Source organism: Alcaligenes sp. 1735tsa3, assembly GCF_024134565.1.
Classification (GTDB): Bacteria; Pseudomonadota; Gammaproteobacteria; order Burkholderiales; family Burkholderiaceae_B; genus Alcaligenes; species Alcaligenes phenolicus.
Window position 1 is genome coordinate 3,081,070 of record NZ_CP099862.1, and the last position, 26,425, is coordinate 3,107,494.

The 26,425-nt window shown below is 57.0% G+C and carries 24 protein-coding genes; 10 read left to right on the forward strand and 14 right to left on the reverse strand.

From position 1 onward, the window contains the following. Window positions 1-104: 104 nt before the first annotated feature. Together NIZ92_RS14350 and NIZ92_RS14355 are read right to left on the reverse strand one after the other, a co-directional pair. The gene (locus NIZ92_RS14350) at window positions 105-1,280 is read right to left on the reverse strand and encodes a Bcr/CflA family efflux MFS transporter (protein WP_254003223.1); all 1,176 of its coding nucleotides are present in this window, start codon (window positions 1,278-1,280) and stop codon (window positions 105-107) included. A 147-nt stretch (window positions 1,281-1,427) separates the two neighbouring features. Further along, window positions 1,428-2,372: a helix-turn-helix transcriptional regulator gene (locus NIZ92_RS14355; RefSeq protein WP_083053909.1), complete on the reverse strand. Its 945-nt coding sequence runs from the start codon at window positions 2,370-2,372 to the stop codon at window positions 1,428-1,430. 481 nt (window positions 2,373-2,853) lie between these two features. Here NIZ92_RS14355 and NIZ92_RS14360 point away from each other — a divergent pair, with 481 nt between their 5' ends. Further along, a complete protein-coding gene (locus NIZ92_RS14360; protein ID WP_254002148.1) occupies window positions 2,854-3,756 on the forward strand; it encodes an alpha/beta hydrolase in 903 nt (300 codons plus the stop codon). 51 nt (window positions 3,757-3,807) lie between these two features. On the opposite strand, the gene NIZ92_RS14365 is transcribed toward NIZ92_RS14360, so the two are convergent. The 11 genes from NIZ92_RS14365 to NIZ92_RS14415 form a co-directional block, all read right to left on the reverse strand. Next, the gene (locus NIZ92_RS14365; protein ID WP_254002149.1) at window positions 3,808-5,595 is read right to left on the reverse strand and encodes a DUF4153 domain-containing protein; all 1,788 of its coding nucleotides are present in this window, start codon (window positions 5,593-5,595) and stop codon (window positions 3,808-3,810) included. 156 nt (window positions 5,596-5,751) lie between these two features. Further along, window positions 5,752-6,447 carry an RES family NAD+ phosphorylase gene (locus NIZ92_RS14370; RefSeq protein WP_254002150.1) on the reverse strand — a complete coding sequence of 232 codons (696 nt, stop codon included), beginning with the start codon at window positions 6,445-6,447 and terminating at the stop codon, window positions 5,752-5,754. Further along, complete coding sequence (locus NIZ92_RS14375; RefSeq protein ID WP_254002151.1) at window positions 6,440-7,114, reverse strand: hypothetical protein; 675 nt, start codon at window positions 7,112-7,114, stop codon at window positions 6,440-6,442. The genes NIZ92_RS14370 and NIZ92_RS14375 overlap by 8 nt, the downstream gene beginning before the upstream one ends. Before the next feature lie 79 nt (window positions 7,115-7,193). Next, window positions 7,194-8,261, reverse strand: a complete 1,068-nt coding sequence (locus NIZ92_RS14380) for an HNH endonuclease (protein WP_254002152.1) — start codon at window positions 8,259-8,261, stop codon at window positions 7,194-7,196. A gap of 255 nt (window positions 8,262-8,516) precedes the next feature. Further along, complete coding sequence (locus NIZ92_RS14385; protein ID WP_088450643.1) at window positions 8,517-9,671, reverse strand: iron-containing alcohol dehydrogenase; 1,155 nt, start codon at window positions 9,669-9,671, stop codon at window positions 8,517-8,519. A gap of 11 nt (window positions 9,672-9,682) precedes the next feature. After that, complete coding sequence (locus NIZ92_RS14390) at window positions 9,683-10,345, reverse strand: ABC transporter ATP-binding protein (RefSeq protein WP_009459228.1); 663 nt, start codon at window positions 10,343-10,345, stop codon at window positions 9,683-9,685. Then, window positions 10,335-11,084 (reverse strand): ABC transporter ATP-binding protein, encoded by a 750-nt coding sequence (locus NIZ92_RS14395; protein ID WP_009459230.1) that lies wholly within the window; start codon window positions 11,082-11,084, stop codon window positions 10,335-10,337. The genes NIZ92_RS14390 and NIZ92_RS14395 overlap by 11 nt, the downstream gene beginning before the upstream one ends. Beyond that, entirely contained in the window at window positions 11,081-12,067 is a 987-nt protein-coding gene (locus NIZ92_RS14400; RefSeq protein WP_021446921.1) for a branched-chain amino acid ABC transporter permease, read from the reverse strand. The genes NIZ92_RS14395 and NIZ92_RS14400 overlap by 4 nt, the downstream gene beginning before the upstream one ends. Next, window positions 12,064-12,960, reverse strand: a complete 897-nt coding sequence (locus NIZ92_RS14405; protein WP_035272061.1) for a branched-chain amino acid ABC transporter permease — start codon at window positions 12,958-12,960, stop codon at window positions 12,064-12,066. Before NIZ92_RS14405 ends, NIZ92_RS14400 begins: the two co-directional genes overlap by 4 nt. A 253-nt stretch (window positions 12,961-13,213) precedes the next feature. Beyond that, window positions 13,214-14,512 carry an ABC transporter substrate-binding protein gene (locus NIZ92_RS14410; protein ID WP_254002153.1) on the reverse strand — a complete coding sequence of 433 codons (1,299 nt, stop codon included), beginning with the start codon at window positions 14,510-14,512 and terminating at the stop codon, window positions 13,214-13,216. Window positions 14,513-14,612: 100 nt separating this feature from the next. Beyond that, a complete protein-coding gene (locus NIZ92_RS14415; RefSeq protein ID WP_009459235.1) occupies window positions 14,613-16,088 on the reverse strand; it encodes an NAD-dependent succinate-semialdehyde dehydrogenase in 1,476 nt (491 codons plus the stop codon). 325 nt (window positions 16,089-16,413) lie between these two features. Here NIZ92_RS14415 and NIZ92_RS14420 point away from each other — a divergent pair, with 325 nt between their 5' ends. From NIZ92_RS14420 to NIZ92_RS14430, 3 genes are all read left to right on the forward strand, one after another. Continuing rightward, window positions 16,414-17,187 carry an IclR family transcriptional regulator gene (locus NIZ92_RS14420; RefSeq protein ID WP_009459238.1) on the forward strand — a complete coding sequence of 258 codons (774 nt, stop codon included), beginning with the start codon at window positions 16,414-16,416 and terminating at the stop codon, window positions 17,185-17,187. Between the two features lie 376 nt (window positions 17,188-17,563). Further along, complete coding sequence (gene dbpA, locus NIZ92_RS14425; RefSeq protein WP_031232692.1) at window positions 17,564-18,952, forward strand: ATP-dependent RNA helicase DbpA; 1,389 nt, start codon at window positions 17,564-17,566, stop codon at window positions 18,950-18,952. Window positions 18,953-19,262: 310 nt separating this feature from the next. Then, complete coding sequence (locus NIZ92_RS14430) at window positions 19,263-19,709, forward strand: OsmC family protein (protein ID WP_254002154.1); 447 nt, start codon at window positions 19,263-19,265, stop codon at window positions 19,707-19,709. 45 nt (window positions 19,710-19,754) lie between these two features. Here NIZ92_RS14430 and NIZ92_RS14435 read toward each other — a convergent pair whose 3' ends face one another. Beyond that, window positions 19,755-20,708 carry a LysR substrate-binding domain-containing protein gene (locus tag NIZ92_RS14435; protein WP_009459251.1) on the reverse strand — a complete coding sequence of 318 codons (954 nt, stop codon included), beginning with the start codon at window positions 20,706-20,708 and terminating at the stop codon, window positions 19,755-19,757. Between the two features lie 385 nt (window positions 20,709-21,093). Here NIZ92_RS14435 and hcaE point away from each other — a divergent pair, with 385 nt between their 5' ends. The 6 genes from hcaE to NIZ92_RS14465 are packed head-to-tail and all read left to right on the forward strand — an operon-like array spanning window position 21,094 to window position 26,406. Further along, window positions 21,094-22,452, forward strand: a complete 1,359-nt coding sequence (gene hcaE / locus NIZ92_RS14440) for a 3-phenylpropionate/cinnamic acid dioxygenase subunit alpha (RefSeq protein ID WP_009459253.1) — start codon at window positions 21,094-21,096, stop codon at window positions 22,450-22,452. Then, complete coding sequence (gene hcaF, locus NIZ92_RS14445) at window positions 22,449-22,997, forward strand: 3-phenylpropionate/cinnamic acid dioxygenase subunit beta (RefSeq protein WP_035272051.1); 549 nt, start codon at window positions 22,449-22,451, stop codon at window positions 22,995-22,997. The genes hcaE and hcaF overlap by 4 nt, the downstream gene beginning before the upstream one ends. 28 nt (window positions 22,998-23,025) lie before the next feature. Then, the gene (gene hcaC / locus NIZ92_RS14450) at window positions 23,026-23,346 is read left to right on the forward strand and encodes a 3-phenylpropionate/cinnamic acid dioxygenase ferredoxin subunit (RefSeq protein ID WP_060186504.1); all 321 of its coding nucleotides are present in this window, start codon (window positions 23,026-23,028) and stop codon (window positions 23,344-23,346) included. Next, window positions 23,343-24,158, forward strand: a complete 816-nt coding sequence (hcaB, locus tag NIZ92_RS14455; RefSeq protein ID WP_115633969.1) for a 3-phenylpropionate-dihydrodiol/cinnamic acid-dihydrodiol dehydrogenase — start codon at window positions 23,343-23,345, stop codon at window positions 24,156-24,158. Before hcaC ends, hcaB begins: the two co-directional genes overlap by 4 nt. Then, window positions 24,158-25,444 (forward strand): 3-phenylpropionate/cinnamic acid dioxygenase ferredoxin--NAD(+) reductase subunit, encoded by a 1,287-nt coding sequence (hcaD, locus tag NIZ92_RS14460; RefSeq protein WP_021446923.1) that lies wholly within the window; start codon window positions 24,158-24,160, stop codon window positions 25,442-25,444. Before hcaB ends, hcaD begins: the two co-directional genes overlap by 1 nt. A 14-nt stretch (window positions 25,445-25,458) precedes the next feature. Then, window positions 25,459-26,406 (forward strand): 3-carboxyethylcatechol 2,3-dioxygenase, encoded by a 948-nt coding sequence (locus NIZ92_RS14465; RefSeq protein WP_254002155.1) that lies wholly within the window; start codon window positions 25,459-25,461, stop codon window positions 26,404-26,406. Window positions 26,407-26,425: the final 19 nt, after the last annotated feature.

A 26,425-nucleotide genomic window follows, 5' to 3' on the forward strand; every position in this document is an offset into this window, starting at 1 on the left:
AGGTGGATCTCAGCAAAGGTTTTAGATGCGAACAATTATCATCTTCATGTTTAAGAGCGATGTATTCATAAACGCAAAAACGCTATGCCAAACATCAGTCCTGCCTATGACACGGCCCGATCTGCACGCTTTTGCAGCCAAAGCCAGGCTGCAAGGCTGGCAACTACGGCCAACAGCATCGCGGCCGCCATGCGCACAGGCTGCCCGTAAACCCAGGGCACGCACCAGCCACTGACCAGGGAAAAGGTAGCCATCTGACAAAACCCCAGCAAGGAGGCCGCCAGCCCCGCGCGTGCGGGAACCTGCGCCAAGACCTGCATGGTCATCACCGGAAACAGCATAGCCAGCCCGGCGGCAAAGAATGCCGGCAACCCCACCGCCCACAGCAACGCGGGTTCTGCAGCACGTGCCAGGTAGGCGACATAGGCCAGGCAGCTCCCCAGCATCAAGCCATAGGCACAAGTAATCAGCTTGCGCGCTTCCCAACGGCGAGCGAGCTGGGCCGAGGCCAAGGCTCCCGCGCTGGCCCCAATCACCAAGGGCACGAACAAGGCAGCAAACGCGGTCTCGGGCAGCTTCAAGGTATGGGTGATGAAATCAGGCGCGGCACCAATCAAAAATGCCTGCGCACCGATCAACAAGCTCAAAGCCAGGCTCATCCCCATAAAAGGGATATTGCGCAACAAAAGCCATAGCTCGACCCGCAACTGCGCCCAGACCAAAGGCTGACGTCTGGACGTCGGCAAGGTCTCTGGCAGGCGCAGCGCGCACAAGCAAGCCGCCAGCGCGGCCAATACGGCCAGCATCCAGAACACCGAGCGCCAGCCCAGATGGGCGATCAACTGCCCGCCCACAATCGGCGCCAGCGCGGGCGAGACATTGAACACCAGCACGATATAAGAAAATGTGCGCTGCGCTTGCTGCCCCTGATAGCAATCACGCACCATGGCCTGCCCAATGACCAAGCCAGCTCCGGCGGACAAGCCCTGCAAGACACGGCCCGCCAACAAAAACGAGAAGCTGGGCGCCACAGCGGCCATCACAGAACCTGCCACATAAACCAGCAAGGAAACCAGCACCACTGGCTTGCGTCCCCAGGCATCGGAGAAGGTACCGTGCAAGAGCAACATGGCCGCGTACGCAGACATGTAAACACCCAGGGTCTGCTGCACGCTGTGTGGCGGCACATTGAATTCCTGTTCCAGAGCGCTGAATGCAGGTAAATAGGCATCAATGGTGGCCGGTGCCACGCAGGCCAGCAGGCCCAACATCAAAACCATCAAGGGATACGGAGGAAGCAGGAAAGGCGGCACAGTCACATACAAAAAGAAGCGGCCCACAAGGGGCAGGGTCTTTCAGCATGAGCGATGCAAGCACCGTCGGGGAATGCGCAATGCTTGAAGAGCTTTGGGCAATGACGGGACAGCCTAGTTCAATTCGCTGGGTGAGATGCCATAGCGCTCACGGAATGCCGTGGCGAAGTTGGTGGCATGGCGATAGCCTACATAGTGCGCTGCCTGCTGTACGCTCCAGCCTTGTGCCAGATACTCTCGCGCCAGTTCCAGCCTGCGCTCACGCAGCCAGCCAAATACCGAGCATTGATAGACCGCCTGAAACTTCACCCGCAAAGTGCTGGGACTCATGCAGGCCAGTTTGGCCAGATCTGCCAAGGTGTAGTCCTCGCCAGGCGAATGGTAGAGGCGCTCTCTGACACGTTCGAGCAATTGCCGGTCGCGCGCGGAGACGGGAGAATCTTTTTCTGTTTCTCGGGCCAGGCCATCCAGCGCATGCGCCAGCACTTGCAGGCTGACACCCTCCAGCAGCAGATTGTGCAAGGTGCCCTGCCAGGGACTGTCTATCAACTGATCGATCGCGGTCAACAAATGCGGGGGCACCGCCCAGCGTTGCAATCGTATCCGCGAAGAACCCATGACGTTGGCCAGCATCTCTCCCAAGGGTGAGTCAGCCAAGCTGTCAGGCGTATGTAAAGTGATGTTCAAGCCACGCAGACGCTGCCCAGCAGGATGAGTTCCTGTCATGGCCACCGCATCCGCATGTGCAATGGTGGCCCCACTTTGAGCCATCATGCTGACCGTGTTCTGGCTGGCGAGCTGAGTCTGCGCCCGACCCTGCAACATGACAATGGCCGAGAACTGCGGCGCGGCCAAAGAGGTCGCCTGGTATTGGTGGTGAGTGATGATGTCTGAAAGCACCATCTTCATGCCGGGCCGGACCTCGTATTCCTGCACGCGCCCTTCGGCAATACAAACCTGCTCCATGTCCTGCTTGGGACCGTTGTAATCCGGCAAGCAATAGCGAAAACCCGTCGGACTACCGAGTCGGTCAAAGTCCGATACCGTAAATCTGATCATAGGAGTGTGGGAGCAAGCAGCCCGAGCCAGGCCCGCAAATAATTCTTTAATGGCGCGGATGGCGGGAAAGGGTGAAATAGGCCACATGAGAATAGCACACATTCTCAATTATATGGCGGCTTTATATTTCTACCCTTGCCGTCATGAAACCTGCGCTATCGGGATAGACTGGCAGGCAAGCCTGTCTCTGTACGCTGAACCAGCATGAAATTTATAATCCATACCATCGCTGCTCTCTTTTTCTGGTGGCTATTTTACGAACGCTATTACCAGTATCGCGACTGCATTCAAGCCGCTTCTTCAAGCTGCTATGGGCCTGAAGGTAATAACCTGATCAGTGGGGGAGCAGTCTGGTCTGTCCCCGCTTTGTTCTTTAGCAGCATCGCGGCTTACCAGCTGTATAAATTGATTCGTCACTACAGAGGCCGCGGGATGTAATAATAATCATTATCAACTTACCTTATCGCCCTACACTTTGATAATGACCTCCCTGCCCCGCTTTCTGATCAGTGCCGCCACGCTCTGCCTGGCGTTCACACTTCCCTCCCACGCCCAGCAAACCCAGCGCCCCTGGAACGAGGCAGCCGGCCCCTCCATCGTGGACCAGCAACAAAGTCTGTACCGTTTTGAGACGCTGATCATGTCCTCGGAAGACGGCAAGCGGCACTACAAAATACAGATAGGCACGCCCAACCGTCCCGCCCCCGCACGCGGTCATCCGGTGATTTATATGGTGGATGGCAATGCCGCCATGGCCAGTATTGATGTGGACGACCTGAAAGCCATCAGCGCCTTGTCTGCCCCGGTCCTGGTTGCCATTGGCTACGACACCGAAGCGCGCCACGATGTGATTGCCCGCGCCTTCGACTACACGCCTCCCGTTACGGAAAACGGCGTCAGCAAACCTGTGGAAGTACGGGGCCGTTCAGGCGGCGGTGCAGATATTTTCCTGGACTACATCGAAACGCATATCAAGCCGGCGGTAGAAGAACGCGAACCTATTGATCGCTCCCGCCAGACCCTGTGGGGTCACTCCTATGGCGGCCTGTTCACCTTGCATACCCTATTCACCCACCCTGATCTGTACCAGCGTTACGTCGCGGGAGATCCTTCCCTGTGGTGGCATGACGGGATTCTGGTCAAGACGGCTCAGGCTTTTGATACAACGCTGGCCAAGGACAAGCGCATTGCCATCATGGTGGGCGGGCAGCGCCGCAGTACCTCCATGAGCAATGCTGCGGCTCAATGGTCCGCACAGGATGTGGCCAAGCATTTGCAGGATGCAGGGCTGAACGTCAGCTACGAAAACTTCAGCGACTTGAACCACGGGCAGATGCTGGCCGCCTCCTTGAAGCCTGCTCTGCGACTTGCGGCCCAGCCGTGATGCCTTCAACCCAAAGGCATCACCACTGATCGCTCTATCAGCGCCCTGCCCTCAAGGGCGCTGAGCTGCACCTATAAAGCCGCCGTCCGGCAACTTCAAGACACTGAAAGGCGCGGGCTCAATGACCGCTCCCTTGGCGTGAATGCCATCAATGACGGCGCCCATATTATCCAGCGACAAACCGGGCGTGAAAGCGGTCGCCTTCTCCCATTCCCCATTAGCGGTCTGCACAAAGACAGCACCATTATTCATGGGGTTGTTGACCGACAGAACAATCGCTTCGTCTCCCGCTTCGCCCGGCAACAAATCCACAAATACCAGCAAGCAACCGGCGTGGTTACCCTGAGTTCGAGTCTCGCAAGCCTTGGCCAGATAGGCGATGTCCCAACCTGGATAGGTTTCGATAAAGGACTGACGTAAAGGATGGTCAGCCGGAGAGCTGGGCAAAGAGCCCAAGAGCATCTGCCGCGCCTTGTCCTCACCGATGTCCCAGACTTCGAGCTCTTGATCCGGCACAGCCTCCTCAGGCTTATCCTCGGACTTCCCGACCAGCAAGTTCTTCTCAACCACATAGTCCACGGCCTTTTGCCCTGGCAGTCCCCAATACATTCTCATTTCCGTATCCGGGAACTCATCCGCGCTTAAGGTACCGGCCTCCAGCCGAGCCACTTGCGAAGCCGCCGAAATCGCTTCGGGAGAGCCAATGCGCAGCAGCCAGATAATGGCCAGCACAATCAGAACCAACGCCATCCCCACATTGGAGCGACGTACTCGCGCCATCCAGTGTTGAGGGTGGCAGGAAGCCCAGAAGTAGCTCAAACCATAGCCCGCCGCCACCAGCGCTGCCGTCGTTACCAGAACACGAATTGGGGTCCAACCATATTGAGCAACTCGCTCCCCTATCGCCCACAAGGCAACGCCTGCCAGCACGGGCATGACAAAGCCCAACAAACGGGCCGAAGCGCGCAACAAAGGTGTGGCGCTGGCATTCGTGTCCTCGTCCGCAACAACAGAAGACACCAGAGTCGACGCCCCCAGAACAGCCGCCACGCACAGGGCGGCCAGTGGCAAGCCCTCACCCGTACGCCAGGGCAAGGCGACGATGAACACCACCATCACCACCAGCAAAACAGGGGTCAGCAAACGCAGCAGTTTCAGCAACAGAATGGGGGACAGATAGCCACCATCCGAGTCCGAGGCCAGAGCCAGACCGGCTCCCACCAAAGCACCAGACACCACAGCCGCAACCGTGGGTTCCAGCAGAACATCCCCTAACAGGGTGATGCCGACAAAGCTGAGCAACATATGGCACGCCATCAGCACGCCCCAGGCCAGGCCGCAGAAGAACAAGGCCACCGCCCAGGAACACACCATGGACCAACTCAGCTCGAACAGGCGACGGTAATCAGCCCAATCGCGTGGACGCTCTACCAGAATGGCAAGAAATGGCAGAGTAATAGTCGCCAGCAGCCCCATTGCCACCCACATCTGCGGGGCTCGCCAAAAAAGGGCGACCTCAGCATATCCCCCTTGCGCCTGCAAGATCAGCGCCGCGCTGGCCACTCCCAGCCCCAGGGACACCAGCAAGGCCTTGCGCACAGCGACGTGCATCAGCAAGGTGAAAGAGGCCACCCCAAAGATTCCCACCGCCAACAGCAAGGACACCCAGATATGCTCACGCGGCGCGGGCGCCATCATCAGATTGCTGAAGGCCACCCATTCAAGCAGGCCCAGCACTGCACCGGCCAGACATAAAGTCAGCGTCCGCCGGTTTTGTAAGGAAGAAAATGAGATCGCAATCATGGTGAGTAAAAACAGTCGATTCAACAATGACAGCATATGGAAAGCACCATTGCTGACGACATCAGGCCATAAAAGGAAAGCCCAGACTATGCCCTGCAAACCTGGGCTAGTTTAGTACGGTGAAGAGCCGTCTCTCAGTACCGGATAGAGCCGCTCTTGTAAGCAGACGTTAGGCCTGAAGATATCGATTACTTAGGCACTACCTGGAACGATCAGCACCCCAATCCGTTCGGCCAGATCCAGCACGGCATCGTAGCTGGCCGGATCTTCGCTCAAGCTGTGCGATGGGCCCTGAGCTTTCAAGGCGCTTTTGACGATGCGATTCCCAAAGAGCATCACGGCTCGCGCCGAATCGTCCTGCCGGGACACCCAGCACAAGCCTTGGGCTTGAGGGCATTGCTGATAAATCGCGGCAGCCCACAGGCGGGTTGCCGGATATTGATCTTTCTCAGTGTCGATCAGTTGCTTGCGTGTCACACCCAGTTTCCTTAGCGGAACGCTGGCCAGATCCACTAACACCAAAGGCGCGTTCAGCAGCACGGTGGAATGCACCTGCCCCAACAGCTTTTTCTTGTCATAGCTTTTAAAGCCTGCGGCGTGCGGAACGTCATGAAAGACGGTCTCCATCATGGCGCAATCGCGGCTGGTGCCACCGTACAAGGTGGGAATCGGCTTGCCCTGCTCATCCTGAATCGGACTGAAACGCGCATTGCCCTGCATGCCCGGATTGAACTGAGTCGCCAAATATTTATCTTGATGAACGCGATGCAGTAACTGCCCTTTGGGCCAATCCATCAAGGTCAGGCGCAGCTCACCGTCCGGAACGGGGATTACCGTTACCCCCTCCACCGGGATGTGCTTTTTATCCAGAGCCGCAGGCTTAGCCATGAGCCACGGCTTGCACTTCGTCTTGTGCAGCGGCGATGACCTTTTCCGGAGCAGAAATCAACAAGTCCTGCGGGCGCTTACCACCCAAGAAGCTGTTGTTGGACATGAACCAGTAGGCCATGCCCCAGCTGTCTTTATGCCCGGCCAGAATGTCGACCACTTGCGCCAAGGGTTTGGCGGGACGAAAGCTGGTGTCCGGGTCCAGACCGTAGCCGGGGAAATAATCCACACCACCATGATTGATGGCAAATATCTGCCCCTGCTTCTTCCACTTGTTGGGCTGGGCACTGGGATTGCGCGTGCTCAACCCTGCCAGTTGCGCCACTTCTGCGGCACTGAGCCAGTCCCCACTTTCCAGTACGGCCTTGCGGGCCTGTACCAGCATGGCAGCTTCTTTCAGCAAACGAGGCGATGGCGGCGTGCGCGGCACCAGCACTTCGGCCAGGCGCTCCAGCGACTCCTTGTCCTGACGCTCTTGCAAAACCTCGAACATGGACGAGGCTACATTGGTGAAGTTCTCTGCCAAAGCCTTGAAAGCGGCGGGTTTGATGTGATCGAAAGCCAGCACCAGCACTTGTTCTGCCTTGGATTTGCCCAAACTTACCTTAACCTCCTTGGGTGTTCCCACCAAGGCCGAAACACTGGGACTGCTTGCCAAGACGCTCATGGATGCACCCCTCAAAGGTTATTTAAGATTACTCATCATAGCATAACCTTGATAACCCAAAAATCCATGAAAGCGTACGCTAAATGCCTGCGAACTGTCCCCGATGCCAATCTAAAGACTGCACACTAGCTTGTTCAATCTCATTTTTAGGTTTCCGCAACTGAACTCCTTGCAACACCTCATAATCAGTGCCCATTAGCTCCGTCGCGACCTGCACCGTCATACTTTGGGAATCAATAACGATCAAACCCAGATCAAATAAGGTGTGAATATCGGTACGTAACAAAAGACCGTTAGACACCACATTCGTGTGCTCCCCTTTATAGGGATAAATATGAGCAGCTTCTAATAGAGCACTCACTGAACAAGCGGTAATAGCACAGCGCCCCTCATAAGCCTTTAACAAAGCTCGACGAAAAGCGGGCTGTCCCCTTCGACGAACTATCTCTGTTACCACCTTTTTTCTGGCATCAGTACTGTCGGCTGGATCAAAATAGGAAGTCTGTGCAATCTCTAACTCGACTTGCCTCAATTCCTCGTCAACAAAACTACTTACCTTACGAACTGACACGCCAAGCCGACTACCTGAAGCTGGGTCCCGGTAAATTTCCCATACGCCATGCTTCTCAGGTTCATACAATTCAAACCGTCCTCCCCCCAACATAAACAGGCAATCACACGCATAGCCTTCGTCTGTTCTACGTGGTTTCTTGTTCCGTTCATAGCCTGTGCGCGCTTTAGAGTTAACGGACATCATGTACAAATCTGATAGATTTTTGGGGTTGTAGTCGCTGTCACGCTCAACAATCCAGTTTCCTACTTCTTTTCGGCTAGCTCTTCCTCCTAGCTCGATTACTGCCTGCAGGGCTTTTTGCCAATATGGGCTTTCTTTTGTGCCAACTTTTGATTGAGCCGGTGTAGGAGGCTCCCCTGTCATTAAATGAATTAACCTGGACCGCACGCCAGATCCTACGTTTGCCAACGGTGCCAGTCCTGCAAGCCACGGCATACCTAACTCTTGGCGCACGGCCGAAATATTGCTCATGCGGTACTCAAAGGCTTTCGGACTACGGCCAAACTGTAGCGACAATTCTTTATAAATTTCCGTCTTTAAATAACTAATACCGTCACGATCGTTATCTAACATTTTTTGATAACTGTGTATCGACGCTGCTAACTCCGCATCACTCCAAACTGTGGACACTCCCCTTCCCCCTCGATAAACACGCACAAATAATGAGTTCACTTGATGTCGATGCAACCTTAAGCAAAAACATAGACTTCAATTATGCAAAATGTAACATTCGAGGTATATAAGCTAAAGACCTAAAATTGAACAAAAAAAACCTGAGCCGGCACAGCACCAGACTCAGGCAAAAAGGTTTCCGCTGTTAGCGGTCTATCAGAACGCGGCGCTGTAAATAGCGAATGCGTCGTCTTCAGTCACGTCGCGGGGGTTGTTGCCCAGCAGACGGGTTTGTTTCATGGCTTCCTGGGCCATACGGCGCAGGTCGCTTTCCTTGATGCCGACTTCGCGCAATTGGCGCTCGATGCCGGTATCAATGGCGATCTGTTCCATAAAATTGATGAAGGCTTCGGTCTTGGAGGCCTCATCACCCTGGATGCCGGGGATCAGCACTTCCGCCAGTTCGGCATACAGCGGGGCTGCGGCCGGGGCGTTAAAGCGCAGAACGTGTGGCAGGACCAGCGAGTTCGACAAGCCGTGTGGCACGTGGAAAATTCCACCGATCGGGTAAGCCAATGCGTGTACGGCACCCACGGGAGCGTTCGCAAAAGCCTGACCAGCCAGCGTGGCGCCCAGCAGGATGTCCTGGCGAGCCTCGGCATCCTGGCCGTTGCGACAAACGTGCACCAGCTTGCCGCCAATCAGACGCAAGGCCTGTTTGGCCAGATTGTCCGAGAGCGGGTTTTTCAAAATACGGCTGGTGTAGGCCTCGATGGCGTGCACCATGGCGTCGATACCCGTCGCCGCAGTGATGCGCGGTGGCAAGCCCAATGTCAGTTGCGAGTCCAGAATGGCCAGATCAGCGTACAGCTCGGGCGCCACCACACCGGATTTGGTGGTTTCGCCGGTGGTCACGATGGAAATAGGCGTCACTTCCGAGCCTGTTCCCGCCGTGGTCGGGATCTGCACCAAGGGCAGGCGCGAGCCGCGCACATTATCAATGCCGTACATCTCTTGCAGGGGCTGGTCTGACGCCAGCAGGACGGCCAGCAATTTGGCCACGTCCATGGACGAACCGCCACCCAGGCCAACAACGATTTCCGTTTTGGCCTGGCGAGCGCGCTCCGTTGCCTGCAAAACAATGTGCTCTGGAGGATCGGCAATAACATCGTCAATCACTTGCACGGTCCAGCCGTTGGCTTTCAGATCAGCCAGGGCAGGATCCAGCAAGCCGCTTTCGTGCAGGAAACGGTCAGTCACCAGACAAACGCGCTCTTGCGAGTAGCGCTTGCGCAGGATCTGACCGAGCCGGGCAGCGGCTCCGCTTTCAACATAAATAGCGGGGGTGGTTCTGAACTCGAATGCCGACATGGGCTTTCTCCTTATGGTATGGCGGGCTGCGGTACTTCGATACGGCCGCGGTCCATCCGGTAGGTGTAATCAATCACATTGCCTGCGTGCTGCAAGTCAGCACCGGACAACAAGGCACTGAAGCCCTCTTTGCTCAACTCGCCCACCACTTCTGCAATACGCTTGGACAGCGCAGGAGCAACGCCTTCAAAAGGCTCGTCCAGCAAAAGCAACTTGTCAGCCGTCATCAAGGCTCGGCCAATGGCGACCAGCTTTTGTTGACCGCCCGACAATTGCAGGGCGCGGCGTGGGCCAAACACTTTCAACTCGGGAATGATGCGCCAGACGCGATCCAGGCGCTCTTCAATGTCCTGGGATTTCAAGGCCCAGGCGGGCAGGCGGATGTTCTCTTCCACGCTCAGTTCGGGGATCAGTTTGCGATCCTCGGGGGCAAAACCCATGCCCAGGCTGGTGCGACGGTAAGCGGGCATCTTGGCCAGTTCCTGACCATCAAACATGACCGAGCCACTGTCCACGGCCAGCAAGCCCATCACGGTACGCATCAGCGTGGTTTTACCCGCGCCGTTGCGGCCGGCCAGACCCACGATCTGGCCTTGGCGCACTTGCAGGTTCACCTGGCGCAAGATGCTGGTGGGGCCAATACGTACATCCAGATTTTTGACATCAAGCAGCATTATCGGCCTCCTGTTTATTGCGTCCCACCGGCTCGCCGATGATGTATTCACGGACCTGCTCATGGGCCAGCACTTCGTCTGGCGTGCCATTGGCCAAAATGGTGCCGTCGTAGAAAGCCAGCACGCGATCGCTGTAGCGACGCACGATTTCCATATCGTGCTCCACAAACAGAACCGTCACGCCAGCATCACGAACCACTTTCATGACGCGGTCCATCACTTCAAATTTCTCGTCACTGGCCACACCACTGGTGGGCTCGTCCAGCAACAGCACTTTAGGCTGGGCCACCATGGCCAAAGCAATGTCCAGCAACTTGCGAATCCCTTCAGGCAAGGTGCCTGCCTGGGACTGGGCGAAGGCGCTCAGGCCAAAACGCTCCAGAATCGCACTGGCTTCGGACAAGGGCTGCTTGGCCACCCCCAGGGCAATTTCCACGTTTTCCAAGGCGTTCAAGGAGGTGAACAGCTGAGGAATCTGGAAAGAGCGGGCGATCCCCATGCGGGTCACTTCCCGGGGTGGCAAACCCGTGATCTCGCGACCGGCAAAAAAGATATTGCCGGAGTCCGGCTTCATGTAGCCGGTCAACATGTTCACGAAGGTGGTTTTACCTGCGCCATTGGTACCGATCAGGCCCGTAATGGTTTGCGCATGGATATCAACGGTCATATCGCGTGCAGCGTGGACAGCGCCAAACTGCTTGCACAAACCTTTAGCGGAAATCAAGGGTGACTGACTCATGAGCGGGCCCCTGTCGGTGAAGAAGAATCGTTGGAGGTAGCCGCTGCATTGCGACGGTTCAGAATACTGATCAGGCCACCGGGCAAGAACACAATCAGGGCCAACATGCTGACACCCATGACAATCTGCCAGGTGTTAGGCGCATATTGGTAAGCCAGTGTGCGGATCAGTTCCAGGCTCAGCGCACCCAGGAAAGGCGCGTAAGCGTTACGAGTACCGCCCAGCACAGCAATAAAGATGAACTCGCCCGAGGTGGTCCAGAACGCCAGTTCAGGGTCCACGTGACCGATGCTCAGCGAGGACAAGGCACCGCCCAGACCAGCCAGAGCCGCCGCCAGCACGTAGCTCAGGTGAATATTGCGGTAAGCCGAAGCACCCAGGTATTCAACACGGATTTCATTGTCCTTGATGGCTGGTCCCAGACGACCGGCACGGCTGCGCAGAAAACCTTGCATGGCCCACAGCACAAAACCCACCAGCACCACGGTCAGGACGAACACGCCTGGACGCGAGAGGGTTTCAGCAAAGGCACCCCACATGAAGGAAGGCGCGTGCACGTTAAAGCCGTCACTGCCACCCAGGCTGGGGTTACGCACCAGCAAGCCGTACATGATCATGGACAGGGCCAGGCTCAGCATGGCGAAGAAAATATCGCGGTAGCGAGCCAGCAGAAAACCCAGAACCCAGGCCAGCAGCGCAGCGCAAGCAGCGGCAAATGGCAGCAGGATCACGGCTTCACGCCAGTCCAGGTAGTTCATGGCCATACCGACACCATAGGCGCCGATGCAGTAGTACAAGCCTTGACCAAAAGAGGCCAGGCCGGAGCGCAGCAAGAGCACCACGCCCAGGGCAACCAGGCCCTTGGCCAGCGCCACCGTGATCAGAAACTGCCAGGATGGCAGGCCAAAGCCCACAATCAGGGCGGCCACCGTAATGACCAGGGCAATCATGCCCTGCTTAAGCGTAATGTTGGTCTTGTTCATATCTTTCGGGCCTCGGCGGCAGCAAACAATCCTTTAGGACGGACGGCCAACACCAGTGCCATTACCGCGTAGATGGAGAAGAGTTCGATTTCAGGCCAGTAATGCACGGCAAAAGAGCGCACCAGGCCAACAATCACAGCGCCCAGAGCAGCACCAGGCAAGGAGCCCAGACCACCGATCACGACCACGGCGAAAGCCATCACGATGACTTCCACGCCCATGCCGGGAGCGACAGAGATGGTAGGAGCCGTCAGCGCACCACCCAGGGCGGCCAGCGTGGCACCAGCAATAAACGTCAGCAGGAAGTAACGTTGCACGTTAATGCCCATGGCCTGGCTGACTTCGCGGTCATGAATCACGGCCAGCAAAATGCGGCCTTGACGCGAATACTTCAGGAACAAGGTCAGGAACAGGCCAGCCAGAATGGCAGCCACAACAATCACAAAGCTGTAGGTGGGGTAGAACAGGTCGCCGAATTCGACGTTACCCAGCAAACCATAAGGTTCGGCGATCACATAAGGATCCACGCCCCAGACCAGCTTGACGGTATCTTCCAGGATCAGGAAGACCGCGTAGGTAATCAGCAAAGAGACAACAGGTTCTTCCTGGTAGAAGAAGCGCAGCAGGCCATATTCAATGACCAGCCCCAGCACCAGACCGGCAATAACCGCAGCCAGGATCAGCATCAAATAGCTGCCGTATGGGCTTTGATCGGTAGAGAGCCACTGCGTCACCATGGTGACAGCGGTATAGGCGCCAATGGTATAGAGGCTGCCGTGGGCCATGTTCAGGATCTTCATCACACCATAGATCAGCGTGAGTCCGACCGCGACCAGAAACAGCCAGGCGGCGTACATGATGCCATCTATTAGGGCAGCAGAAAGAAGAGACATAGTCGGTTTCTGTGGAAAGGGAATAAAAAATGCCACCACGCCGCAAGCTCGGTGTACTTCTCCTTATGGGAGAAGCCTTTACCTGGCAAGCAACTGGGCGGTAATGCACATACCACTGGCGACGCCTTCGGTGTCCCCCTTACAGGGAGCCTTAACCTTGGGAGCGGCCCGGCGGTAAAAACCGGACATGCAAAAAACGGTCTTGCATGCCCGGATTGTCAGGGCAGCGTCCTTTTCAGGACGTCTGCTCGGATCAGTACTTCAGACCACCCTTGATCCAGTCGATGGACTTCACGCCTTCGGGTGGAGTGACTTCTTCAGGTTTGAAGTGACGCAAGTCGGTGTAGCTGATCACGCCTTTATCGTTTTTCACCACGCCCAAGGTCGTACCTTGAACAGCCTGGTGACCTTTACCCAAAGACATGGTCACGTCGCCCGATGGGCTCTCGAAGGTCAGGTGCTCGAATGCAGTAACCACTTGTTCGGTGGAAGGGGTTTTGCCTTCGTTGGCAGCCTGGGCTTTTTCGTAAGCCGCTTTCAGACCCAGCAGAGTTTGCGTCATCTTGTAGGACGGGTAGCTAGGATCTGCATTGAACTGTTCGCGGTAGCTGGCACGCAACCAACGGTTCAATTCATTGTCAGGAGCGAAAGCAGCATGTGGGCCACGAGCACCGATGATGGTGCCGGTCGGGATCTGGTTGTTGGCACGGTGTGTTGCCGTTTCACCGGCGGTCAGCACGGTCAGGGTGTTGCGGAACAGACCGCGTGGCAGAGCCTGCACCACGAAGCCTTCCAGATCACCACCCCAGAAGCTGGAGTGAATCACTTCAGGACGGGCAGCCATCAAGGACGAGATTTCGGCGTTGTACTGACCTGCGCCCAGCTTGGGCATTTGCGAGGTCTTGGCTTCTACACCGGGCTTGAGGGCTTGCACTGTGCCTTCAAAGTCGTGCCAGGCGTCCTGACCCCAGGCGTAGTTCTGGTTGATACCGGCGTAGCTCTTCAACTCGGGGTTGCGCTCCAGCACAAAGCGGGCAGCTGCCACGTTGTCCATGGTGGCGTGGGCCACAGGACGGAAGACGTACTGGTAGCTGGCATCTTCAAACAGGCGAGGTGTACCGCAGTCAAAAATCAGCGTCAGTTTTTTCAGCTCTTCAGCAACGGGGGCCACGGCCAGGCAATCACCCGAGGAGATGTAGCCAACTACGATGTCCACGTTCTGTTGCTGAACCAGGTTGCGGTATTCGCTGACCTGTTTGGCGGTGCCGCCGTTCTCGTCAATGAAAACCAGTTCAATCGGTGCGCCACCCAGACCCTTGGTGTTGTAAGGGGCAGGAACTTTACCTTCATTCAATTGGGCAGCCGTCAGTTCAGCGGCATTTTTGGCTGGAACGCCAAACGGGCCGGAGGCAGCGCCGGACAAGAAAGTCACCACACCAATCTTGATGGGTTTGACATCATCAGCGTTGGCAGTCGTGCTGGCCATCAGGCCAGCGGTGGCCAGTGTCAGGGCCAAAGTCAATTTTCGTGGGGTTGCAGACAGGATAGACATAGCGTCTCCTTTATTTAGCTTATTGTGGGGTTCTGCTGATGGGGCGCTCTATATATAAGAGCGGCCCCCTTCGCTGCGCTGGGCGCGGGCATGTATCAACTTACAGCTGCTGGCACATGTATTTGATTTCCAGGTACTCGTCGATTCCGTAACGGGAGCCTTCGCGACCCAGACCGGATTGCTTGACGCCACCAAAGGGAGCCACTTCGTTGGAAATCAAACCGGTATTGACGCCAACCATGCCGTACTCCAGCGCTTCGCCCATGCGCCAGGCACGTGCGTTGTCGCGGGTGAACAGGTAGGCAGCAAGACCATATTCGGTGTCATTGGCCATCGCGATCGCTTCAGCTTCGTCTTTGAAGCGGAACAACGGCGCCACAGGGCCAAACAATTCTTCACGGGCCACGCGCATGGCCGGTGTTGCATCACCCAGCACGGTGGGCGAGAAGTAGGTACCGCCCAGAGGATGAGGCTGGCCACCTTGCAGAACGCTGGCGCCATTTTCAACGGCGTCATCAATCAATTCGCGCAAACGATTGACGGCTTTTTGCTCGATCAGCGGACCTTGCTCCACGCCCTCTTCCATACCGTTGCCCACTTTCAGGGCAGCAACCCGTTCGCTCAGGGCTTTGGCAAAGCGATCGTAAATACCGTCTTGCACCAGGAAGCGGTTGGCACACACACAAGTCTGACCGCTGTTGCGGTACTTGGAGGCCATGGCGCCTTCGATGGCGGCGTCCAGATCCGCATCGTCAAACACGATGAACGGGGCATTACCACCCAGTTCCAGCGACAGACGCTTGATGGTTGGAGCACACTGCGCCATCAACAAACGACCCACTTCGGTGGAGCCGGTAAAGGACAGCTTGCGCACAATAGGGCTTTCCGTCAGAGCGGCGCCCACCACACGGGATTGACCGGTGACCAACTGGAACACACCAGCAGGGATACCCACGCGCTCGGCCAGTACGGCCAGCGCCAGGGCGGTCAGGGGAGTCAGGTCGGCAGGACGAACAATAATGCTGCAACCCGCAGCCAGAGCTGGCGCTACCTTGCGGGTAATCATGGCCGCAGGGAAGTTCCAGGGAGTGATGGCAGCGCACACACCGACGGGCTGCTTGACCACCACAATGCGTTTGTCCGCTTGGGGGTGGCCGACCACGTCGCCATATACACGCTTGGCTTCTTCGCTGAACCATTCCACAAAGGAAGCGGCGTACAGCACTTCACCACGAGCCTCGGCCCAGGGCTTGCCCTGTTCCATGGTCATGATGGTGGCCAGGTCGTCCGCGTTGGCAACCAGCGCATCGAACCAGGCGCGCAACAGCTTGGCACGCTCGTGCCCGCTACGTGCCTTCCACTCGCGCTGGGCCACTTCAGCATCGCTGATGACCGCTTCGATTTCCGCTGTGGCCAGGCTGGCGACATTGGCCAGGCACTCACCCGTAGCAGGATTAAGAACGGCGAAGGTATTGCCATCGCCTGCCGAGACCCAACCCTGAGCGGTCCAGGACTGATCTTTTGCCAGGCTGGGATCCTTCAGTTTGCTAATCAATGATGCCGCGATATTGTTCATTATGCTGAACCTGTTTCTCTTATAGTGAACTTGGTAGAATTATAGGAGCCGAAAAATCGCGACGTCAACGAATCGGCTTACGGGTTTACCCGTAGAACATCAGTCACCGTATTTTTTGTTTTGGGGCATTTGAAGGCACAATGTAGAGTTGGCATCCCGACAGCAAATCTGGCCTAATTCAGGGCCTGTACGCCTGGTCTGTGGGCTGATTGCCCTATGAGATGCTTCTGGCTGTGCTGACAGAACCCTGCCCCTGTTCCCAGAGTTCAGCCCTGTCCATCCGGGCTTATTGGACTTCCTGTGTGTCGTTATGGAGTTAGTCGTAGTGGAAGAGAAGAAACTGGTTCCGGCTGTAGTACGTGCAGTCACCGTGCTGGACGAATTGGCGGCCTCGCCGGAGCCCCTGTCATTTACGGACCTGGTCAAACGCCTGGGTATGCCCAAAAGTTCCTTGTATGGTCTGTGCACCACCTTGCTGGATCTGCACCTGATCCGTAAGCTGGAAAATGGCAGTTTCACCCTGGGTACACACGTGATGGGCTGGGCCAATGCCTTCCTGTCTCAGCTGGATCTGACGCAGGAGTTTTTTGCCGCTTGGGACGATATGCGCGTTTTGCCTGAAGAGACCATCACCCTGTCCATTCTGGATGGCGAAGACGTGGTCTACATTGCCTGCCGCAACGGAACCCGCCCGCTGGGTTTCACCTTCCGTGCCGGGATGCGCTTGCCTGCGGTCTATACCGCTACCGGCAAGGCCATGCTCAGCACCTTGCCGGGATCGGAGCTGGAGCAGGCCTTGAATCACCCCTGGCCCGAACCGCTTACCGTGCATGGCCCGCGCAGCAAGGAAGACTTGATGGTGGAATTGAACGATGTGCAGCGCCTGGGATACTCCGTGGACGCCTGTGGCGTACGCGACGGTATGCACTGCTTTGGAGCTGCCGTGTTTGATTCCAATAACCGCGCTGCCGTGGCCGGAGTAGCCGTCAGCTTGCTGACCCAGGAAGCCGATGAAGCAGCCCAGCGCCGTGCCGGTGAAGCCATGCGCAAGCTGGCTAATCGCCTGTCAGAACGCCTGGGGGCGTCGCGCAAGGCATAAGCTTTTTCCAGCCTGCACAGCACGTTATAAAAACAAGGGGCGGCATCAGCAGCCCCTTTTTGTTTGAATTATTTCTTGATCCAGAAGGCGGTAGCGGCATCTACCCTGAAGTTTGTTTATAAAGCGCAGGCCTATAAACCCTGGCCTGGACTGTCACCCCCGCCAGGCCTTGCAAGAAAACCAGTGAATCGCAGGAGCTGCGCTACCTTCCTGCCTGCTTGCCTGCTTGCCTGCTTGCCTGCCTGCTTGCTTACTTGCTTACTTGCTTGCCAACATCCAACCATCTTCCCTGCTTTCTATTTCCCAGCGATCGGCCCGCAAACGGTAAACTGTCGCTAAATCCTTTATTTTGCAGTCCTTTTTGATGTCACCCATCGTGCCCCATACCTCTTTCAGTACCCTTCCCCTTCTGCCCGCCTTGCTTGAAACCCTGGATAGCCTGGGTTTTGAAAAAATGACGGCCATTCAGGAACAAAGCCTGCCCTTGATTCTGCAAGGCCGCGACCTGATCGCCCAAGCCAAGACCGGCAGCGGCAAAACCGCCGCGTTTGGCCTGGGTCTGTTGCAAACCCTCAACCCCAGCAAGCTGACTCCGCAAGCCCTGGTGATCTGCCCCACGCGCGAGCTGGCCGATCAGGTCACCACGGAACTGCGTCGTCTGGCCCGCCAGATTCCTAACGTGCGCATGCTGACTTTGTGCGGTGGTGTGCCTTCACGTCCGCAAACCGAAGCCTTGCGCAATGGTGCGCACGTGGTGGTGGGAACGCCGGGCCGTATTCAGGACCATCTGGAGCGCGGCAATCTGGACTTGTCCGCCCTGAAAACATTGGTCCTGGACGAAGCCGACCGCATGGTAGATATGGGCTTTCACGATGACATCGTGGCCATTGCCTCGCACTGCCCACCCCGCCGTCAAACCCTGCTGTTCTCCGCCACTTATCCGGAAAATATCCGCAAGCTCAGCGCCCGCTTTCTGAAAAACCCTGCAGAAGTCAAAGTGGAAGCGCTGCACGATGCCAGCCAGATCGAACAGATCTTTTATGAAGTTCACCCTGAGCAACGTCTATCTGCCGTGGTGACCCTGCTGGAGCACTTCCGCCCCGCCTCTACCCTAATTTTCTGCAACACCAAGATGCGTTGCCAGGAAGTGGTGGAAGAACTGCAATCCGAAGGCATCCAGGCCCTGGCTCTGACCGGCGACCTGGAACAACGTGATCGCGACGAGATTCTGGTGCAGTTCTCCAACCAGAGCTGTGCCGTGCTGGTCGCGACCGATGTGGCGTCACGCGGTTTGGACATTCAGAATCTGGGGGCCGTCATCAACGTAGACGTCACCAAAGACAGCGAAGTGCATATCCATCGCGTGGGTCGGGTCGGCCGGGGTGATCAGAAAGGCCTGGCCCTGAATCTGGTCTCGCGCAGCGAGCAGCGCTGGGTGAAGTTGATCGAGGAGTTCCAGGGCAGCGAAGTGAAATGGAGCAATCTGAAAGGCTTGCGCCCTCAGTCCAAAGAGCCGCTGCGCGCCCCCATGATGACGCTGGAAATTCAGGGTGGCAAAAAAGACAAGCTGCGCCCCGGCGACCTGCTTGGTGCCCTGACCCGCGATGTGGGCCTGAAAGGCGAGCAAGTCGGCAAGATTGCGATTACCGACGCCCGTTCCTACGTGGCGCTGGACCGCAAGATTGCACGTCAATATTTTGACCGCATTGCCAACGCCAACATCAAAGGCCGACGCTTTCGCATGCGCTTTGTAGAAGATAAATAAATAGGGCAGCGACAGTCCCTGAACCAAGGACCGGCAACGCCAGCACCATAACCTATTGGAAGCAATAGCCAGTGCCGTTGCCGAGTCTGCAAGCAGCAGCTCGTGCCATACCAGGCAGTTATTAGCTTAGGCAGCTAATTTTCAAAATAAATGCCGCAGCCAAAAAAAATATATAAACTACCTTTCAAGCCCAAAAGCGCCGCACGCTCCCACCGGAGCACACTAAAGCACACCCTTATCCAATTTTAAAAAAGGGACAGAAGCCTGGAATCATTAGCCAATTAACAAGCTATAAGCAAAAGGAACAGCCATGAGCAACCACGTTTTTTCTGCAACCGCAACGTTAATAGACCAACTAAAGATTGAATGCACTTCCAGGGATTTTTCCATTGTTCTGGATGAACCCGGCAAGAGAGATAATGGCAGCGGCGGGATGACTCCCCTGGAGGCCCTGCTTTCAGCAATTGGCGCCTGTAAATGCATTGCTGCAAAAAGCTTTGCAAAGAGTCAAAAAATTGACTTAATCGACATCAAAATCGAGATGGACGGTGAAATAGACACAGATGGCTTCTACGGGATCAATAAAGAGGCCAAAATGGGATTTCATAAAATTACGTGCAAATACTATATCCAGGCCAATAACAATGATGAAGAAATAGAAGAATTCGTCAAATTCATTGAAAGAACCTGCCCAGTTCTGGACACAATAATAAATACGCCTGAACTGTCAAACGAGATCCACATTATCAAACAGTAAGATAGAGCCCGTATTTTTGAAAAACGCCCTCGCCTGTATGTGCAACTACATACAGGCGATTTTGCTGGGGGCCAGTTTCAAATGACTGGCAGCCGAGGGGCCCGAACCGTGCCAGCGAGCCAGCTCCCGTATACGTTCAATCAGGCTGACCGCGGCCTCGCTCATGCAGCCTGTATCTCGTGGATAGGCCATCAATAATTCACAGCGCGGGCCGCCACCGATCAAGGGGCGCGACACCACATTCTTGGGCATGAAGTATTCCGCGTAGGTAGGCAGCAAGGTATAGCCCAGGCCAGCAGCGACCAGATTAATACTCATCAGGGGGTTGGCCGAGTTATAGGTGTGCTCGGGCACCACTTTATGATGAGCCAGATAGCGGGCCAGCACATCGTGCATGGAGCGGCCATAGGAGCGATCCACCGCAATCATGGGCAAGCGATTCAGGCGCGCCGGCGGGATCAGACTATAAGCCTCCAGGCTATGCCCCTGAGGCAGATACACTCGCAAGGGCTCATCCAGCACCACTTCGCTGAACACATTGGTGGCGCGCACCGGGCCGCGCATGAATCCCAGGTCCAGCTCGCCACGCGCCAGGGCTCCCTCCTGCTCATTGGAAGTCAGGCTGCGCAACACTACATCGACCTGAGGAAAGGCTGCACGAAAAGCGGGCAGCACTGCTGGAAAGATACGCACCTCGGCCGCGGGCACAAAGCCTATCGTCAGCACTTCCCGCGCCTGCGAGGCCGCCTTGCCGGCCCGCTGTACGGCCTCCTCCACCTTGTGCAGGATCTCGCGCGCGTCATCCAGAAAAATCACACCTGCTTCGGTCAATTCGACTTTACGGCGCGTGCGGTTCAGCAAGGGATAACCGATCTCTTCTTCCAGATTTCGGATCTGCTCGCTCAAGGAGGGTTGAGAGGTATACAGCCGCTCGGCAGCACGGGTGAAATTCAACTCTTCCGCGACTGCAACGAAGTAACGCAAGTGTCGCAACTCCAAGTTTGTCTCCTGTCAAATTGATCGTTCCCTGCCCGGAACGTACCTGCACAGCGTTGGACGCAGCCTGCTGTGAGGACCAAAACAAGCCTTTCTTTTAGGCACTATTGTCGCCGCTCCCACGCCCTGAAAAGCAGACCCAATCTTCAATGCTGCAGCGCAGCAATCATAGCTAGCGTAAACCCTAGGTGTCGCCAAAGCCGCGTCAATACTGGCCTGAAACCGAAACCCACATGCAAGCAAGGGGTTTTAGAGAGACTTATCGGGTTTGCCGATCACCCGATCTAAAGCAAGTATTGGTCGGATTCATTTCAAGCTTCTACATTTTGCCGCTAGCGACAAAAACCTGTTTTGCAAAAGCACGCATTGCAATAGCGAGGAGCAAACGATGGGAATCAACCCTGAAAAAATCGAAGCCTTGGTCGATGCACGTAATGGACGCGTCACCCCCTCCATTTACACCGACCCGGATATTTATGAGCTGGAGCTGGAGCGCATCTTTGGCCGCACCTGGCTGTTCTTGTGCCACACCAGCCAGATTCCCAAAGCGGGAGACTTCTTCAATACCTATATGGGCGAGGACCCGATCATCGTGGTTCGTCAGAAAGACGGCTCGATCAAGGCCTTCCTGAACCAATGCCGACACCGCTCCATGCGCGTCTCTTATGCAGACTCGGGCAACACCAAAGCCTTTACCTGTCCCTACCACGGCTGGAGCTACGGCACCAACGGCGATCTGGTGGATGTACCGCTGGAGCCGCGCGCTTATCCGCAAGGCTTGTGCAAGGAAAAGTGGGGCCTGCAGGAAGTAACCCGCGTCAAAGTATACAAAGGCCTGGTCTTTGGCAATTGGGACGCCACAGCGCCTGATCTGGAAGAGTACATGGGCGACATTGCCTGGTACCTGGACGGTGTGCTGGACCGACGCGAAGGCGGCACTGAAATCATCGGTGGTGTTCAGAAATGGACCATCGAATGCAACTGGAAATTCCCCGCCGAACAGTTTGCCTCCGACCAGTATCACGCCCTGTTCTCGCACGCCTCTGCCGTGCAAGTGCTGGGCCAGAAACCCGGTGACGAGGACAAGGCTCTGGGCGCCGGACAAACCGCACGCCCGGTTTGGGAAACCGCCAAGGACGCCGTCCAGTACGGCCAGCGCGGCCATGGCAGTGGCTTCTTCTTTACCGAGCAGCCTGACGCCAACGTGTGGGTGGACGGTGAAGTCTCCCAGTACTTCCGCGACACCTATGCCGAAGCCCACGAACGCCTGGGTGAAGTCCGCGCCCTGCGCCTGGCCGGTCACAACAATATGTTCCCTACCCTGAGCTGGTTGAACGGCACCGCCACACTACGCGTCTGGCATCCCCGTGGTCCTAATCAGGTAGAAGTCTGGGCCTTTTGCATTGCCGATGCAGCCGCTCCCGACGATGTAAAAGCCGCCTTCGAGCGCAGCGCTACCCGCGCCTTCGGTCCCGCCGGTTTCCTGGAACAGGACGACTCCGAGAACTGGGCTGAAATCCAGAAAATCCTGCGTGGCAAACGCGCTCGCGGCACGCAACTGTGCATGGAAATGGGCTTGGGTAACGAAGGGCTGCGCAGCGATGGCGTACCCGGGGTGACCAATTACATCTTCTCCGAGACCGCCGCCCGTGGCCTGTACAAGTACTGGGCCGACCTGATGGTGTCCGAAACCTGGGATGAAGTACTGGAACGCAGCCGTGCCTACGAAGAGGAGCTGGTGAAATGAGCGCCGTCATTCAAGAGCCAAGCCAAGCTGCCATCGTCGACATGCAGCTGCATCACGAGATTGCCGACTTTTTGTACCAGGAAGCCGAACTGCTGGATGACTGGCAGTTCCGTGACTGGCTGGACCTGCTGTCCGAGGATGTGCACTACCACATGCGCAGCACGACCAATGCGCAAACCCGCGATCGTCGGCGCAGTGTGCAGCCACCGAGCACCTGGATCTTCAACGACAACAAGTTCCAGCTGGAGCGCCGCGTCGCACGTCTGGAAACCGGCATGGCCTGGGCGGAAGAGCCACCCTCCCGCACCCGTCACTTTGTGAGCAATCTGCGTATCCGCCCAACGAGCGATGGCCAGGGCTACGAGATCCGCAGCAACTACATCCTGTACCGCGCTCAGAAAGAACGGGATGAGACCTGGTATGCCGGCAAACGCATTGATTGCGTGCGCCGCAGCGACAACCGCTTTGGTTGGGAGCTGTATGAACGCGAAATCGTTCTGGATCAGGTCGTCATTACCTCCCACAACTTAAGCGTTCTGTTCTGAACCCGCTTATTTTCCGATGTTGATTGATATGACCCGCATTACTGCATGTGAAACCGGTGCGCTGGCCGATGGCGAAGCACTGAAGATAGACACCCCCGAGCGCCAGATCGCCTTGTTCAATATCGCTGGCACCTTCTACGCCACGGACGACCGCTGTACCCACGGCAACGCGTCCATGTCCGAAGGCTATGTCGAGGACGACGGCACCGTGGAGTGCCCCTTGCACGCTGCCCGCTTCTGTCTGAAAACGGGCGCGGCGCTGTGCCAGCCCGCCACGGAAGCGCTGCGTACCTATCCGGTCATCATCAGCGAAGGCATGGTCTATATCGATCTGGAGGCCCAGGCATGAAAGGCTGGCTTGAAAACGAAGTCGCACTGATCACCGGAGGCGGCTCCGGCCTGGGCCTGGCTCTGGTGGAACGCTTTTTGAAAGAAGGGGCCAAGGTGGCCGTGCTGGAACGCTCGGCAGAAAAATGCGCCCAGCTGGAGCAGCACTTTGAAGGCAAGGTGCTGGCCATCCAGGGCGATGTGTGCAGCGCGGCCGACAATCAAAAGGCCGTGGATGCCACAGTGGCCCGCTTTGGCAAGCTGGACTGCTTTATTGGCAATGCGGCCGTCTGGGATCACGGCGCACGCCTGATCAACACCAGCATGGAGCAATTGGACAAAGGCTTTGATGAGCTGTTTGCCATCAACGTCAAAGGCTATCTGCTTGGGGCCAAAGCGGCCGCCGCCGAACTGGTGAAATCCTGCGGCAGCATGATCTTTACCTTGAGCAACTCCGCCTTCTACGCCGAAGGCGGTGGCCCTTTGTACACCGCCAGCAAGCACGCGGCGGTCGGTCTGATTCGTGAACTGGCATTCGAGCTGGCCCCCAAGGTACGCGTCAATGGCGTGGGCCCTTGCGGCATGAAAACCGATCTGCGCGGACCGCAGGCTTTGGGTCAGCAAGACACCCGCATCATGGACTCACGCTCGCCCGATGCAATCAAGGCCATCCTGCCCCTGCAGTTCTTCCCCGAACCAGAAGAATTTACCGGCCCCTTTGTGCTGCTGGCATCACGCCAGAACAACCAGACGCTGACCGGCGTCATGATCAATGCTGATGCGGGCCTGGGTATCCGGGGCATCCGCAATGTGGCTGGCGGTCTGGAGCTGTGATGCAAGCACCACATATCCTCATTATTGGAGCTGGGCAGGCCGGTACCACAGCAGCCGCTGAACTGCGCAGCCGTGGCTTTCAAGGCTCGATCACGCTGGTCGGTGATGAGCCTCATCTGCCCTATGAGCGTCCGCCGCTGTCCAAGGACGCCTTGCTCAACCCCGAACAGGCCCAACTGACACTGCACCCCGCAAGTTTCTACCAGGAACAGAATATCGATCTGAGACTGGGCGTACGTGCTGTGGCCATTGATGCTCAAGCTCGTCAGGTCAGTCTGTCCAATGGTGACAGCCTGAACTACGACTCGCTGCTGCTGGCCACCGGTGCGCAGGCCCGACGCCTGCCCGAACTGGATGTCTTGGGTTCTGTATCGCATGTGCTGCGCACCCTGGACGATGCCCATCGCATTCGCGCCCAGATCAAACCCGGTAGTCATGCACTGCTGGTAGGGGCTGGCGTGATTGGTCTGGAGCTGGCCTCCAGCCTGGTCGCCATGGGCGCAACTGTCGAGCTGATCGACCCGGCCACCCGCATCATGTCGCGCAATGCTCCCGAAGTCTTGAGCGATTACTTGCTCGGCGTCCATCAAGCGCGCGGCGTCCACGTTCATCTGGGCACCCATGTCGAGCATGCAAGCCTTGAAGCTGAACAAAAAATTGCTTTGACACTCAGCAACGGCAAGACACTGCGAGGTGATCTGCTGATTTACGGCGTAGGCGTCACCATAGACACCTGCCTGGCTGACAGTGCCGGGCTAAATACCGAGCAAGGCGCCGTGGTCATTGATGAGCATGGCCGCAGTTCCTGCCCAGGCATTTATGCCGCCGGCGACACCACCGTTCAGATCGGACTGGATGGCCGCTGGCAGCGGCAGGAAACCTGGGAGAACGCCAACCGCCAGGCCGTGATGGCTGTGTGCCACATGCTGAACCAGGAACCCGCCAAAGCCACTCCCTCCTGGTTCTGGACCGACCAATGCGACCTGAATATTCAATTCGCCGGGGAGATGCAGGCGGCTCATTGGGTCCTGCGTGGCTCACTGCAGCAAACGCCATTTGTGCTGATCGGCCTGGACCCGGAAGGTGCCATCTGTGGCGCCATCACCGTCAACCAAGGTCGCGACATGCGTCCCTTGAAGGAATTGATTGAACAAAGAGCCATCTTGCCATTGGAGGTCTGGGCCGATACCACCCAGGCCCTGCGCAATCTGGCCAAACAGGGGGCGAGCCTTGCGCTTGCCGCACAAGCCGCGGCTCCATGCGTCGCGGCCCCTTCACACTCATAAAACAGGAGACCGGGATGCAGGCACATCTGGAGTGCTTATCGCACACCCCCTTGCTGGGTCATCACGACCCGGCACAGGCCGTGCTGGACGAAGTCTTTGCAGTACAAAAAGCCGCCCGCGAGCGCATTGCCGCCTTCAAACCGGATTTGATCGTGCTGTTCACGCCCGATCACTTCAATGGTTTTTTCTATAACGTCATGCCCAGCTTTTGCATCGGCACAGGCGGCCATGCGATTGGGGATTTTGGCAGTCTGGCCGGGCGCTTGAACGTGCCCTTTGAGCTGGCTACCGACTGCGCCACCCATGTCATCAATAGCGGTGTGGATGTGGCGATTTCGCACGATATGCAGGTCGATCACGGTGCTGCCTATCCGCTGGAGCATCTGGTAGGCAGTCTGGATCAGTACCCGGTTATTCCGGTGTTCATCAACTCGGTAGCGGCCCCCCTGCCCACGTTCAAGCGTGCACGCCTGCTGGGTGAAGCCATCGGTCAATGGGCCCGTTCTACCGGAAAACGCGTGCTGTGGCTGGGTTCCGGCGGGCTGTCCCATCAGCCCCCCGTGCCCGTTTACGCCGAAGCGCCCGAGCCCGTGCGCCGCTCTCTGGATGGCGAAGGCTACACCCTGTCGCCCGAAGCCCGTGCCGCTCGCACCCAGCGCACGATTGATGCTGGCAAGGCTTTCACCCAGGACCCCTCGGTGTTGCATCCGCTTAACCCCGAGTGGGACCAGAACTTTCTGGATCTGCTGCAAACGCAGCGCTATGCCCAGCTCGATGAGGTCGCCAACGACGAGGTCTCCGCCCTGGCAGGCCGCAGCGCCCACGAAGTCAAAACCTGGGTAGCCACCTTTGCCGGGCTGTCGGCCTATGGCCCTTACGAAGCAGGCCATCGCTACTACCGCGAAATTCCCGAGTGGATTGCCGGTTTTGGCGGTTTGTCCGCCCATCCCAGCAAGAACTGAAATCCACCACAACAAAACA

Excerpts from the sequence above, each read along its gene's own strand:
- NIZ92_RS14430 (WP_254002154.1), top strand. The coding sequence starts at position 19,263 with ATGAGCAACCACGTTTTTTCTGCAACCGCAACGTTAATAGACCAACTA.
- NIZ92_RS14375 (WP_254002151.1), bottom strand. The coding sequence starts at position 7,114 with ATGAGCGTCTTGGCAAGCAGTCCCAGTGTTTCGGCCTTGGTGGGAACA.
- NIZ92_RS14395 (WP_009459230.1), bottom strand. The coding sequence starts at position 11,084 with ATGAGTCAGTCACCCTTGATTTCCGCTAAAGGTTTGTGCAAGCAGTTT.
- hcaE (WP_009459253.1), top strand. The coding sequence starts at position 21,094 with ATGGGAATCAACCCTGAAAAAATCGAAGCCTTGGTCGATGCACGTAAT.
- NIZ92_RS14465 (WP_254002155.1), top strand. The coding sequence starts at position 25,459 with ATGCAGGCACATCTGGAGTGCTTATCGCACACCCCCTTGCTGGGTCAT.
- NIZ92_RS14365 (WP_254002149.1), bottom strand. The coding sequence starts at position 5,595 with ATGCTGTCATTGTTGAATCGACTGTTTTTACTCACCATGATTGCGATC.
- NIZ92_RS14410 (WP_254002153.1), bottom strand. The coding sequence starts at position 14,512 with ATGTCTATCCTGTCTGCAACCCCACGAAAATTGACTTTGGCCCTGACA.
- NIZ92_RS14360 (WP_254002148.1), top strand. The coding sequence starts at position 2,854 with ATGACCTCCCTGCCCCGCTTTCTGATCAGTGCCGCCACGCTCTGCCTG.
- NIZ92_RS14380 (WP_254002152.1), bottom strand. The coding sequence starts at position 8,261 with ATGTTAGATAACGATCGTGACGGTATTAGTTATTTAAAGACGGAAATT.
- NIZ92_RS14370 (WP_254002150.1), bottom strand. The coding sequence starts at position 6,447 with ATGGCTAAGCCTGCGGCTCTGGATAAAAAGCACATCCCGGTGGAGGGG.
- NIZ92_RS14390 (WP_009459228.1), bottom strand. The coding sequence starts at position 10,345 with ATGCTGCTTGATGTCAAAAATCTGGATGTACGTATTGGCCCCACCAGC.
- NIZ92_RS14350 (WP_254003223.1), bottom strand. The coding sequence starts at position 1,280 with ATGGTTTTGATGTTGGGCCTGCTGGCCTGCGTGGCACCGGCCACCATT.
- hcaB (WP_115633969.1), top strand. The coding sequence starts at position 23,343 with ATGAAAGGCTGGCTTGAAAACGAAGTCGCACTGATCACCGGAGGCGGC.
- hcaC (WP_060186504.1), top strand. The coding sequence starts at position 23,026 with ATGACCCGCATTACTGCATGTGAAACCGGTGCGCTGGCCGATGGCGAA.
- NIZ92_RS14405 (WP_035272061.1), bottom strand. The coding sequence starts at position 12,960 with ATGTCTCTTCTTTCTGCTGCCCTAATAGATGGCATCATGTACGCCGCC.
- NIZ92_RS14400 (WP_021446921.1), bottom strand. The coding sequence starts at position 12,067 with ATGAACAAGACCAACATTACGCTTAAGCAGGGCATGATTGCCCTGGTC.
- NIZ92_RS14415 (WP_009459235.1), bottom strand. The coding sequence starts at position 16,088 with ATGAACAATATCGCGGCATCATTGATTAGCAAACTGAAGGATCCCAGC.
- NIZ92_RS14355 (WP_083053909.1), bottom strand. The coding sequence starts at position 2,372 with ATGATCAGATTTACGGTATCGGACTTTGACCGACTCGGTAGTCCGACG.
- NIZ92_RS14385 (WP_088450643.1), bottom strand. The coding sequence starts at position 9,671 with ATGTCGGCATTCGAGTTCAGAACCACCCCCGCTATTTATGTTGAAAGC.
- hcaD (WP_021446923.1), top strand. The coding sequence starts at position 24,158 with ATGCAAGCACCACATATCCTCATTATTGGAGCTGGGCAGGCCGGTACC.
- hcaF (WP_035272051.1), top strand. The coding sequence starts at position 22,449 with ATGAGCGCCGTCATTCAAGAGCCAAGCCAAGCTGCCATCGTCGACATG.